Annotated in this window: 7 protein-coding genes and 6 pseudogenes; 9 read left to right on the top strand and 4 right to left on the bottom strand. The window is 41.7% G+C overall.

The annotated features are described in order from the left end of the window. Positions 1 to 3,740: DUF4347 domain-containing protein (locus QUB56_RS34955; RefSeq protein ID WP_332960945.1), on the bottom strand; the 3,740-nt coding region annotated here is incomplete at its 3' end. A gap of 1,259 nt (positions 3,741 to 4,999) precedes the next feature. Here QUB56_RS34955 and QUB56_RS34950 point away from each other — a divergent pair. The 6 genes and pseudogenes from QUB56_RS34950 (at position 5,000) to QUB56_RS34925 (ending at position 8,814) form a co-directional block, all read left to right on the top strand. Then, positions 5,000 to 5,260: a hypothetical protein gene (locus QUB56_RS34950; protein ID WP_332960944.1), complete on the top strand. Its 261-nt coding sequence runs from the start codon at positions 5,000 to 5,002 to the stop codon at positions 5,258 to 5,260. A 254-nt stretch (positions 5,261 to 5,514) separates the two neighbouring features. Further along, positions 5,515 to 6,009 (top strand): annotated as a pseudogene (locus QUB56_RS34945) (IS1 family transposase); the annotation flags it as partial. Between the two features lie 63 nt (positions 6,010 to 6,072). Then, positions 6,073 to 7,189: pseudogene (locus QUB56_RS34940) on the top strand (IS630 family transposase). A 6-nt stretch (positions 7,190 to 7,195) separates the two neighbouring features. Next, positions 7,196 to 7,385, top strand: a pseudogene (locus tag QUB56_RS34935) (IS1 family transposase); the annotation flags it as partial. Positions 7,386 to 7,657: 272 nt separating this feature from the next. Beyond that, complete coding sequence (locus tag QUB56_RS34930; protein WP_332960943.1) at positions 7,658 to 8,263, top strand: hypothetical protein; 606 nt, start codon at positions 7,658 to 7,660, stop codon at positions 8,261 to 8,263. Between the two features lie 59 nt (positions 8,264 to 8,322). Then, positions 8,323 to 8,814, top strand: coding sequence for a hypothetical protein (locus tag QUB56_RS34925; protein ID WP_332960942.1), 492 nt, complete (start codon positions 8,323 to 8,325; stop codon positions 8,812 to 8,814). Between the two features lie 225 nt (positions 8,815 to 9,039). Here QUB56_RS34925 and QUB56_RS34920 read toward each other — a convergent pair whose 3' ends face one another. Next, complete coding sequence (locus tag QUB56_RS34920; protein WP_332960946.1) at positions 9,040 to 9,348, bottom strand: ISAs1 family transposase; 309 nt, start codon at positions 9,346 to 9,348, stop codon at positions 9,040 to 9,042. Between the two features lie 25 nt (positions 9,349 to 9,373). Further along, a pseudogene (locus QUB56_RS34915) lies at positions 9,374 to 9,997 on the bottom strand (ISAs1 family transposase). 173 nt (positions 9,998 to 10,170) lie between these two features. On the opposite strand from QUB56_RS34915, the gene QUB56_RS34910 reads away from it, so the two are divergent. Both QUB56_RS34910 and QUB56_RS34905 read left to right on the top strand, forming a co-directional pair. Next, complete coding sequence (locus QUB56_RS34910) at positions 10,171 to 10,518, top strand: hypothetical protein (protein WP_332960941.1); 348 nt, start codon at positions 10,171 to 10,173, stop codon at positions 10,516 to 10,518. A 60-nt stretch (positions 10,519 to 10,578) separates the two neighbouring features. After that, positions 10,579 to 11,344: pseudogene (locus QUB56_RS34905) on the top strand (ISAzo13 family transposase). Positions 11,345 to 11,357: 13 nt separating this feature from the next. Here QUB56_RS34905 and QUB56_RS34900 read toward each other — a convergent pair. Further along, complete coding sequence (locus tag QUB56_RS34900) at positions 11,358 to 11,522, bottom strand: hypothetical protein (protein WP_332960940.1); 165 nt, start codon at positions 11,520 to 11,522, stop codon at positions 11,358 to 11,360. 701 nt (positions 11,523 to 12,223) lie between these two features. Here QUB56_RS34900 and QUB56_RS34895 point away from each other — a divergent pair. Continuing rightward, positions 12,224 to 12,406: pseudogene (locus tag QUB56_RS34895) on the top strand (IS630-like element ISMae27 family transposase); the annotation flags it as partial. Between the last annotated feature and the right edge of the window lie 448 nt (positions 12,407 to 12,854).

The raw sequence follows: 12,854 nt of genomic DNA, 5'->3' as shown, positions 1-12,854 counted from the left end.
CTTGGTGTACCAGTTGTCGGCGTGGGACTTGGTGTACCAGTTGTCGGCGTGGGACTTGGTGTACCAGTTGTCGGCGTGGGACTTGGTGTACCAGTTGTCGGCGTGGGACTTGGTGTACCAGTTGTCGGCGTGGGACTTGGTGTACCAGTTGTCGGCGTGGGACTTGGTGTACCAGTTGTCGGCGTGGGACTTGGTGTACCAGTTGTCGGCGTGGGACTTGGTGTACCAGTTGTCGGCGTTGGACTTGGTGTTGGTGTGGGAGTCCCAGTTGTCGGCGTTGGCGTCGGTGTTGGTGTGGGAGTCCCAGTTGTCGGCGTTGGACTTGGTGTTGGTGTGGGAGTCCCAGTTGTCGGCGTTGGAGTTGGCGTCGGTGTCGGCGTCGGCGGCGGTGGTGGTGGCGCTACATCGTTATCAGTAATAGCCACTGTCACCCCTGGAACCACCAGTGTATTATACTTAGTATCAGTGCTGCTCACGCTGTGAGTGATATTACCGCTGTGCGCTCCTTCGACAACCGTATCATCAACAGCTTGCACCGTAACGGTTTGAGCGACATTCCAATTGTTGGCAGTGAAAGTCACAGGCGCGATCGCCCCTATCTGATTACCTGTTGTGAGAGTGAGAGTTACAGGGGCGATCGGCTGCGACGTTAATTGGATGCCATAATTGCCATTGGGACCGCCTTCTGTAGCAGTTGTTTGCACAGGAGTAATAGAAACACCAGCGGTATCATTGTCCTGATTGCTAAGGCTAACATCCGCTACATCTCGGTTGTTATAATTCGCATCGGTACTAACAGCAGCCCCCGTGACAATTTTGTAGTTAATATCGCCGTCAGCTACGAAATCGTCAACCCCTGTTACTGTCACCTGCTGCGGTGTATTCCAGTTAGCCGGAGTGAAAGTTAAACTATTAGTCGAAACAGTTCCCTCGGCAACATTGTCACTGTTCAAACCGATAGTCACATCCGCAGTCGGCTGACTATTCAGAACCACAGCAAAGTTAGCCTTGGTGCCAGATTCACCCGTAGTTAATCCCGCCGTCGGATTAACCGTAATTCCCGCAGTGTCATTGTCAGTGTTGGTGACGGTGACATCATCAGGATCGAGGTAATTGTAATTATCATCGGTACTCACAGCCTCAGCCGTGAAAATTTTGTAAGGTTGAGGGCCATCAGCTACCAAATCGTCAACACCACTCACTGTTATTGTTTGCGGTTGATTGTAGTTAGCGGGAGTGAAAGTTAAGCTATTAGTCGAAACTCTTCCCTCTGCTGTATTGGAACTCGTCAAACCGATAGTAACATCAGCAGTAGGTTGAGCGTTGAGTTTGACTGTAAATTCTGCCTTGCCGCCAACTTCACTTGTAGTTAATCCCGATAGCGGATTAATAGTAAAGCCTGCTTCGTCATCCTTAGGAATAGTTGTGGTAGCGGTAGCAGTGGTAATTGTCGGTGTTAGGCCCGGGCCTGTGGGACCCGAAAGGGTGACGGTAATGGTTTCGTCGGGTTCAACTAGGGTGTCGCCTAATACATCGAGAGTAATGGTTTTGGATGTTTCACCGGCGCCAAAATTAATTGTGCCAGTAACAGCAGTTGCCCCAGAAGTGCCGCCGATGTTGTTGTAATCGCTGACGTTTGTAGCAGTCCCGGCGATCGTATAATTGACGCTACTTGCCCCGCCTGTGTTGCCGCTGCGAGTCACAGTAAAAGTCAGAGGCTTTGTGCCGCTATTGCCTTCAGCAATGCTTGCAGTACCGGCGGCGATAGCATAAGAAACTGTACCGTTAGCAGCAATAGTTAATGTTGTTTTTTTTGTTGTACCTGCAACGGCACCGGTGATTGTGCCCAAGTTGAGAATTGCGGTTTCGGCGTTTTCAGCGAGATTGTCGGGTTTGATAGTAACTGCAATATTCTTGGTGAGTGCGGCACCTGTTGCACCTGCGGGGAATGTAATCGAGGTAGGGGAAATGGTGTAGTCTGAATTAGGGGTGGCACTGCTGCTGGGGTCGATGACAATTGGTACGGTTACAGCAGCGTCAGGAGTGCCGCCCAGAGTGACGGGAATATTAACTACCGTGTCTGCGGTTCCTTCTGTTGCGCTGTAAGTTGCCGCACCGAAATTTACCGCCGGGAAGGATGTATTCAGCAGAATCGAGGTGTTTTGAGAGCCAAAGTTCGACGTAGCTAAATCGGATAAGCCATCATTGTTAAAATCGCCTACAACAATACCTACGGGCTGGTCTCCCACAACAAAATTAGTGGCAGTTCCAAAGCTGCCATTGCCACTTCCAAACAAGACGGAGACATTGTTCGATGTACTGTTGGCTTTGGCTAAATCGACTTTTCCATCGGCATTGAAGTCAGCAATAGCAAGGCTTCCTGCTCCAACGCCAACGCTAAAGTTGGTAGCTGTACTAAAGCTTCCAGTGCCATTTCCTAACAGTATTGATACGTTGTTTGAGCTTGGATTGCTGGTTGCTAAGTCAGGATTATTGTCCCCGTTAAAGTCTCTTATAGCAATGTTACTAACGCCATATCCACCAACAGTAAAGTTAGTGGCGGCGCCGAAAGTGCCATTAGCATTCTGCAACCTGATGGATACGATGTTAGTACCAAGGCTCCCTGTCGCTAAGTCATTCTTGCCATCCTTGTTAAAGTCGCCGACAACCAAAGAAGTAGGGATTAACCCCAGGCTCAAAGTAGTAAGTCCGTCAAAAGTACCATTACCATTACCCCGCAAGATGGAGACGTTGTTAGAGATTTGATTGGCTGTAGCTAAGTCTAAATTGCCGTCCCCGTTGAAGTCTGCCACAGCGACGGTAATGGGTTTTGACTGCACACTAAAGTTTGACGCCACACTAAAGTAGGTGGCTGCACCGAAAGTGCCATTACCATTTCCTAACAGGACAGAAACGGCGTCAATCGCATAATTAGCTGCAACCAGGTCAGAATTACCGTCGTTGTTAAAGTCGCCTACAGCGACAGAGGAGGTGTTGAGATTGACCGGCGCGCTGGTGTTAAGATTAGTGGCAGCGCCAAATTGGCCAGTGCCATCTCCCAATGCGATCGAGACGTTGCGATTAACTCCCTCGGTAGCAAAGGCTAGGTCAAGATTGCCGTCTTTGTTAAAGTCCGCAGTCGCAACGTTACGGAGACCGGAGGTTATGGGAAAATTAGTCGCAGTACCAAAAGTAGACAGAACATACTCGTAACCCGCTAACACTTCGGCTTCAAATACCAGCGGCGTTTCTATTGAACCGGTTCTCACTTCCAATTCCCAGTCGCCGCCCTTTGCTACACTTCCCGTGAGGTTTTGGGAAGCAGCAACACAGGCCCCGGTTAACTCACTCAAGCGTTTGACAAATGCTTTACCTGTCTCGCCTGCTGCTACTAAGCACCCGTACAGGAGGATAGTCGGTCGATTTTTGCCCGTTGAGTCGGTTCGTTGCGAAAACCACTGCTGTAGAGAATGCCGATCGCCCTCTAGATCATCTAAACTCAAGCTACCATCGCCGAGTTGCAAGCTGCCCGGAGCACCGTGAGAAATGATGTGAATGCTGTCAATATTGCTGCGATCGCCTAAAATTTCAGTAATTTGGTCGATCGCATCCCGGTTCCCATCCAAAACGACTACTTCCGTACCCGGTTTTACCCCAGCAATCAAACTTTGATAATTTTCAACTTGAGTGTCGATAAAGGCGATCGCACTTCCTGAAACTTGATTATTTAAATTTGGCATACCACACCTGACCAATAGCTAAAAAAAGACAATAATTTCCCTGTTTCGCGACTTGCATCCGAAACTCTTTCTGAAGGTTGTACTAACCCTAACTGTTTTTTCAGAAAATCTCTATAAAGTTTTCTTTATAAACACCTTTTTAATTAAAGTTTTGATAAAGATGGGGAGATTTATTAAGTAATATTGCGAAGGGGCCAGCGCGAGATAGATGACATAACCTGGGGGGGTGACAACCAGCCCCAAACCCATAGTTAGTAAGGATTGAGCCTATTTGTGGTAAAAAAAGATAGGCAGCAGCATTGTTACACGCTTGCCTATCCAAAATAATAATGATACAAACATTCTACCCGACTCATTTACAAAAATACCTGGCGCCATCTCAGTTTCTGATGATGACAACCAAGTATCCTTGATGCAAGCAGAAAAACAAGAGAGATTAGAACCGCTCTCGCGAGTATTTCCCTGCCTAATTACAGCCGAAAGTCGGCGGCAAATTACAAAGATTTTTAGATTTACCTCACGAGAGCGATCGAATTAATTTGGTTCCCATTAATTACTTATTGGTTGACCACTTGTTGCCCTGTTGGTCAAAGCTTGTCAAGATCAATCGATCGCAGCCAATGGGGGTGTATTCATCTGTTTATGGTCAGCTTAATCTCGGAGCGAAGAGCAATTCCATTATACTGGTCATTGTTGCCAAAATTATGAAGCAGCAACTTCGACGAACAAACTACAAATATACAGCAAGTTTTACCATTGTTTTTCCAATATAAATTAATCGTTTTAGTCGTTCGTGAATTTTATTAGATCGACTTGGGAAACAGGCTTAAAAAAAAGGTGGGTCTTTTTTTTAATACTGAAGAGAAATTATTCTATCGAAACAGAACATTTAGTCTGCCAACAATTAGATGAATTAGGAATAGTACCAGCAACCTATTTATATTTTAAGGTAAAAGAGTGAGGAAAACTCAGCCTGCCACTGGCTTTGATATTGCTTGTAAGTGGAAAAGAAACTATGGGGCATGGAAGGTTGAGGAAGCGTAGTTTATTCTCACAGATTTAAGCTCATTGCCGGCAGCTATCGATGCTTACAAGCAACGGATGGGCATTGAATAAATGTTCCGAGACTGTAAAACACTCGGCTACAATCTTGAAGGAACTAGCCTCAAAGGAAACCGCCTTATACCAATTTCCTAAAATAGTGCTATAGTTAATGGGTGTCCTTTTTGTAAGCTAGTACGCCAATAGAAGGAAGAAAAATGTCAGGAGTTGTTAAGATTGACATAAGGGAAACAGAAGAAGAGCTAAAAGCTCTTCTCAGGAAAGAGAAAGATGCGACTCGTCACGAAAAACTGCAAGTTCTATATTGGCTCAAGACCCAAGCGGTAGATAGCGTCTTGTCTGCTGCTGTGAGGCGCCGGGAAACATTGTACTACAGATCGCGAGATGGTTGTCTAGCTACCCTTGCGGGGGGAATCGAAGAAGTATTATCCCAGAAACCTCCTTCAGTTCGACCTTGAATAATGAGTCCAGAAACGGTAGAGAGATTATCAAAAGAAGTGCAAGACCCCGCAGGATTCAGAAGCTACAAAGAAGTCCCAGGGTAAGCGCATCTCAAAGGCTATTGACAAGCGGGTTGAGAGGCATCATCATGGGGGAATAAACAAGCAGCGAGAATAGTCAGCATATAGTTATTATCAGCGTTGCTGAATTAGGGTATGATGAATTTATAGTGCGAGCGCCAAAAAATAACACTTCAAAAAACCAATAGCTTATGAAATGTCCTGAATGTCAGTCAACTCAGGTCAATAAAAATGGTCAGAATAAAGGTAAACAAAATTATATTGGTGTCGGTTGTGGTCGACAATTTATAGATTGCTACCAACCTCATAAAGGTTACTCGGAAGAAGTTAAACGTGAATGTCTCAAAATGTCGGTCAATGGTATGGGTTTTTGAGCAATTGAGAGGATTAAAGGAGTATATCACACCAGCATTATAAATTGGGTAAAGCAAGTAGGAGAATTGCTCAGAGATGCTTACGAACCCGAGACAATTCCCCTGGTGGGAGAACTTGATGAACTAGAAACATTTGTTGGTAAAAAAAATAAAATTTGGCTGTGGACAGCCGTAAATTACTTTCAGCCAGGGATTTTAGGATGGGTATTGGGAACTGATAGTGCTATAACTTTTCGGCCGCTATGGGAGTTAGTTGGCAATTGGAAATATTACTTTTATATCACAGATGGATGGCCAGTTTACCCCATGTTTAAGCTGATACGCAGCTAGATTGTATAATATAAATATAAAATAAGCGATCGTTAGTTATAATGTATGCCAGCCAAAAACCATCTATCTCAAAATCAAAAACAGAGACTCATTAAACTCTTAAAAGAGTCTGATGATAATTATGTGAGGGAAAAAGTTTGAATATTATTGCTAATAAATGGCGGAAAAACTTATGTAGAAATCAGTGAATTTATGGAGATTGCTTACACAACGGTAGCTTATTGGTCAGTTCATGGCGACCCAGATAATTGGGATAGTTTTTTAGATAAAAGAAGCCCAGGAAATTTTCGCAAACTCACTCCAGAGTATGAAAAAAATATTAATAGATACAATCGATAAAGATCCGGCAGAATATGGATATGAATTTGGGAGATGGACGGCAGCCAGACTAGCAACATATTTAGAAAAAGTCACAGGAATTAAATTGAGTTCCAAATATCCAGGATACTACATAAAAAAATACGTTTACATTTGGGCTAAATATAGTTTAAAGTCCAAACAAAATCCCGTTAAAAGAGAAGTATTTAAACAGAAGCTATCCGAGTCTTTAAAAATAACAAAACAAAGCCCAGAGCTTTTACAGGTACGGTTTTGGGACGAAAGTGGATATAGAAGAGCGAGTGATAAGAAGAAAAACTTGGGGTAAAAAAGGTAGTCGAAAAAAAATCACAGGTCAAAGGAGAAAAGGCAGAGTAAATATCATGGGTGGATTGAGATATCATGACAAAAAAGGTTAAATTTTGTAATAAAAAAAGGAGATGCGAATACGTTTTATGAGCAAATTAATCCTTTAAATGATTCGCTAGTTCAAGAATGGAGAGAACTGGGTAATCAAACTGAAAGTTTTGCCGAATCAGGAATAAAGATTGTAATTATTTTAGACAATGCTAGTTTTCATAAAAAGAAAGATATTCTGAGCCAAATATCAGCCGAAATGCCTCATATTATTTTAGAAGTTTTGCCACCTTACAGCCCCGATTATAATTTGATTGAATTGGTCTGGCATTCAGCGAAAGAATATATAGCACATCGACTGTTTAAGTCAGTAGAAGAATTGTCAGAATTACTACATAGATTATTAAATGAAGGAGAAATGGTTATCAAATGGGAGCGAAAAATCAAAAATAAAAGCAATGCTATTTTATCCGGTTTAGCTGCGTAGCAGCTTATCCCAGATGGAGACCAAATTATCTGTAAAACTTACATGACCAGAGTAGAGGGCGAGAATACGCGACTAAGACATTATTTGGCTCGACTTCATCGCAAGACACTGTGCTATTCTCCAGGAGGTAGAAATGCTTAAACATTCAATGAGGTTAGTAATTCATTATCTTAAGTTTTGGGAGGTTCCGGTTCCCTATCCATCGTATCATTTCAATCGCGCTCTTGCCGAGGCAAATCGGGTAGCCAAAATATCCCTTGACCCCACAAATCATACCTCAATTCAGCAACGCCTTATTATCCATAGCGGCGCGATTGGATTTTTGGCGATTACTACGTTTGCAAGATTGCTCCAGATTTAAAGCTGTAGTTTAGACTAACTAAAGATAAGAACGGTGGCTCAAGAAAAACTAGAGCCACCGTTAAGGAGAGAATGAGGGTGAAAAATAAAAACCTATTCACTCCTTAAATGAACAGTGAACGATTAAAGGACTTTCGTCAAGAAGCATACGAGTTATTGGTACGAGGCAAGGATGCAACAAGAGAGCTCATGGATGCAGTGATGACCACCAGGAATTCGTCATGTTTGGCCGAATTTTCGCTCAATCCATTATTCAATCGTCAATGGTCAAGCGTTTACGAGGCATTGCAAGACTGTAGGCCAGACCGGAAAAAACTGATGCTGCTGTATCTCCAGCAATTAGAACAACAAGTACCCGTAGCAGAACATCTGTTAGTGGCAATTGACCACACTGCATGGGGGAGACCAGATGCTAAAACATTAAAAGATAGAACCCATGAATATCAGGGGGGCGTAATTATTGGACAAGGGTACAGTACCATTGCGTGGATAGCAGAAGCACAAGGAAGCTGGGCATTACCCCTACTCCATGAAAGAATTAGTAGTGAGTTTTCACCTATACTTCAAGCAGCTTCCCAACTCAAACTTGTCTGTGAACAGAGCGTTAATCCAGTCTTAGCAGTTTTAGATAGAGAATATGGCAATGCAAATTGGGTACTGGCGCAAGCAGATATTCAAGCTGATTGTTTAATGAGAGTCCGAAAGAATGCCTGAAAAGTGGTCAACCACCAGCCTATAGTGGTCGCGGTAGACCACGTAAGCACGGGCAGAAAATGAGACTCAATGACCCAAGCACATGGCTCCAAACGGATAATGTGATTGAAATTGACGAACATTCACAGTTGGGACAAATTCGAGTCAGTCAATCGCTTGACTTGCATTTTTATCGTGCCGCTGAACACAGAGTCAATTTAATCCTCGTCCAAAGAATGAAGCCCATGTCAAACGGTCAGCCGTTTCCACCCTTATGGTTGGCTTGGGTGGGAGAACGAACTCTCCCTCTAGAAACAGTCTGGTTTAAGTATTTACGACGCTTTGGAGTGGATCATTGGTATAAATTTGTCAAGCAACGACTACACTGGACATTGCCTAACCTAAGAACTCCCGAACAATCCGAGCGTTGGAGTGATTTAATGCCGTTGATGAGTTGGCAACTCTGGCTAGCTAGGGATTTAGTGGTTGAGAATGTATTACTGCAGGCAATCTGCTACAACCAATTTAACCCCTGGACGTGTTGCCCAATCAATGTTGTCGGTTTTAGTTGACATTGGTACTCCCGCGAAAATGCCTAAACAGAGGGGAAAATCCCCTGGTTGGGAAAAAGGAAGGGTACGAACCAAGGCACCGTCCTATCCCACTGTGAAAAAACGGGTTTCTCAACGCAAAAAGTCTTCAAGATTAGTTATTTAATCTTCTTCCTCTTGAGTTTTTGAGTAACAGCTTGCCGGATATTCAAAGGCAGCTACTTTTGGCTGCAATCATTTTTTAGTCTAAACTACAGTTAAAGCATTAAGAGCAATTCGTCGCAGCAAGGCTAAGTTTTGTGGCTCATGACCAGTACGGACGCGACAAGCATCTTCATTCCAGGTGACATCTAAAGTCCAATGCAGACCATTTTCAATACCCCAATGTAGACGGATAGCTTGCCGCAATTTATGAGCATTACATTCCCAACTCGTTAAATAAAACTGAACTTCATGGGTAGTTTTATTCCAAAGATTTCTGACCTGGACTACAATGACAACACATTGAAGATTAACCCAATTTTTTTGGTTATGTAAAGTTAGTAATTGAGAAATAGTAACACACCAACAAGAGCGTTTCTTAGTCCGATGGTGACGCGAGCTCTACTCGTTGGTCATAACTATAGATAATACATTCAAACCCTTGAGACAATTGTTGCTCAAACCAATTTTTTACTTGTCCGTGAAGTGTAGGATGATTAGCTGTAAGGGCTATAACGTAATCAGCTTTAGTAAAAAAAATTTGGGATGCAATGGCTGTTTGCGTACCCAGTGCATCAATCGTAATAATACATCCCGCCATATCTAATAACTCTAATAACGCAGTAATTGCAGTAATTTCATTATATTTATCTGCTACCAATACTAGTCCTAAAACAAGACGATATTGACTCGACCAAGCGCTCACTAGATGTAAAGCTGATTTCCCCTGATCTCTATCGTATTAGCCATTGATAGTCTTACCATCAATGGGAATTACCTGCGCCCCTACTACCTCAAATATTGATTCTATCCAACGTCGAAAGCATTGCTCAAATACTTGGGGATTAATGCGTTCAAAGACTCGTCGAAATGTATCAGCACTTGGGATACCTCCTGGTAAAGCTAAAAACTGCTCCCACCATTCACATTTACTTAATCCATAATTTTCCATGTCTTCCCATCCCTTACCTCCTGCAATTACTGACAATATTCCAACGCTCAAAATATCTATTAGTAATGAAAAATAAATAAGTTGATGAGTTATCGGTTATCATGAAAAAAATGCGCTTATTGCAATTTTATTTCCTACAGAAATCGGCTCACAAATGTTTTTTTTCTCAACTACTCCAAGTAACGTTTAAATCCATGTTTTATCCTAATTCAATAGAGTCAAAAATGAAAAAATTTTACAAATACTTATCAGAAAAGGATAAAAGAAGGTATGCAGCTATAGAAACTCAAAAATTAGGATGGGGTGGAATCAGCTATGTAACGCAACTTTTGGGCTGGCGCCGAAATACCACGATCAAGGGATTAAAAGATTTAGAAAAAATGGCCTCAGAGACACTAAATAATTCCAGGATAAGAAAGAAAGTCGGGGGAAGAAAAAGTATTCTGTCTACTCAAATTGGCATTGACGCAGCCTTTTTAGAAGTTTTAAAAAACCACAGGGCTGGAGACCCAATGAATGAGTTAATCACATGGACTAATTTGACGCATAAAGAAATAGCTTCTGGACTATGAGCAGCAGGTTTTACCATTAGTCTCCCATCCGTTGCAAAATTATTAAAAAAGCATGGATATGTGAAACGGAAAGCCCAAAAAAAGCAAACAATAGGAAGCAACAAAAATAGGGACGCTCAATTTAAAAATATTGCGAGACTTGATACAGAGTATAGCCAACAATCTTATTATTAGTTTTGATACCAAAAAAAAAGAAGTTTTAGGTAATTTGTCTCGTCCGGGAACTCTCTATACAAAAGAACCTGTCACTACTTTCGATCGTGATTTTTGGAGTTTAGGTCACGGAAAAGTGCTCCCACATGGGATTTATGATTCTCAACACAACCGAGGATATATAACATTAGGAAACAGTAAAGATACCAGTGAATTCACCTGTGAGTCTTTAAAATACTGGTGGAATAATTATGGAAAGGCTAGCTACCCTAACGCTAATTCTATCTTGGCTAAATGTGATGGTGGAGGTAGTAATAATGCTAATTATTATATTTTCAAACAAGATTTACAGAAATTAGTTAATGACATAGGAATTGAGATCGGAATTGCTCATTACCCTCCTTATACATCTAAATATAATCCCATAGAACATCGACTTTTTCCTCATATTACTATGACCTGTCAAGGAGTAATTTTTACAACCTTAGAATTAGTCAAAGCTCTCGTAGAAAAAACTCAAACTAAAACGGGACTATCTGTAGCTATAAATATCCTTAATCAAGTTTATAAAACTGGCAGAAAGGTAGCTGATAATTTCAAAAATACTATGCAAATTGTTTTTGATGAATATTTGCCCAAATGGAATTATCGAGGCGTACCCCAACCTGAGTAATTCATTAAGTTATTTATTTTTCATTTCTTAATGTATGGACACGCGTTCTTTCTACACGAGGGTCTTTGATATCACCAAATACTAATGCCATTTTTTCTGTCAGTGCAGTCGCCTGAGCTATACTCAATCTTTTTGAGCTTTTAATCCTGTGTTTTCGAGATTGGAAACCTGATGCCATAAGACTGACCTGTTAAGTAAGATAGACACTTTTTTCTTACAAGCATACTACATAACATCTTTGATACTAAAATTGTCTCTATCAATCTACAAGTGGGTTCAATAATCTGTATTTTTAAATACAAAATTAGATGCGCTTACCCTGAAAGAAGTCCATCAATAGTTAACAAGCTGCTGTGAGGTTAAAGTGGCATATCGGACAGTACATCAATGGGCAAGATATCGGCTCAAAGGATAATTAAAAGCCCCTCATCTCGTGAGTGAAAAACAGAAACCAGGGGCAGTAGAAGAATTTTTAAAAAACTGTCATCTCTAATTAAAGGCTGTCTGAGTCAGAGTGAAAGCTTTTTAAAGCAGTGGAGAAAAGTGCGATACTGGAGTGGAGATGAAAGTCGGATAGGCTTGCACACAGTTCAGAGAATAAAATTGACGAGCCGAGGCATAAAACCGCAAGGGAAAGTGCAATGGCACTTCTTTACTTATTTATGGCTTTATGGGGTAGTATAACCGCTAACTGGAGCCAGCTTTTTTTATGAATTTACACATTTAGATACAGTATGATTCGAGAAGTTTTTAGAGCTATTTGCCAGTGAGTATCTGGAGGATTTACATATAATTCAAGTAGATAAGGGAGGATTTCATAACTCTTTAAATCTCAGCATACCCGAAAATGTGATTTTACTATTTTAACCCGCATACAGTCCGGAAGTAAACCCCATAGAAAGACTGTGGGGATACGTAAAAGAACAATTGAAATGGTTGAGATTTGACCAAATAGAAGAGTTGAGAGCAGCGGTGCAAAAAGAGTTAAATAAGTTGACGTTGGAAGTTATTGCTTCTTTGACGAGATGGGAATTTATTTTAGAGGTTATATCTGTAGCATAAATTTAGAAAATTGGTATTATTAACATGATTCTGCTGATAACTATCGCCTACCTGGAGGCAATATTTCAAGGTAGTCAATTGAGAAAAAAGCAGCTCCCAAAATATGTATGTCGCCGAAAATAGCCCAAGAAAAAATATCGCATACCGAGTACATTTGGTGTTGGTTTAGATGAAGAAAAGTGGGTTGATTACCTAGAACAATTTTCATTAGAGGTGGAACAGTTAATGAAGTTAGCTCCCAATAAACGCCGCTTTTATCAACAAGGTATGCGGGCCGCAACCCTTATTCGGTCTATCTCCTAGGCCTCTTTGTCACCCCCCCAGGGTTTCCATTAATTACTTATTGGTTAACAACTTATTGTCGGACTGGCCAAACCTTGTCAATTGCGATCGACCGCAGCCTGCAGGGGGTGTATTAATCTCTTGACGATCGCCCTGATTTGGCATC

It is taken from the genome of Microcoleus sp. AR_TQ3_B6, assembly GCF_036702785.1.
GTDB lineage: Bacteria > Cyanobacteriota > Cyanobacteriia > Cyanobacteriales > Microcoleaceae > Microcoleus.
Note: the sequence above shows the minus strand (reverse complement) of the source record. Positions and strands in the feature narration are given on the sequence as shown.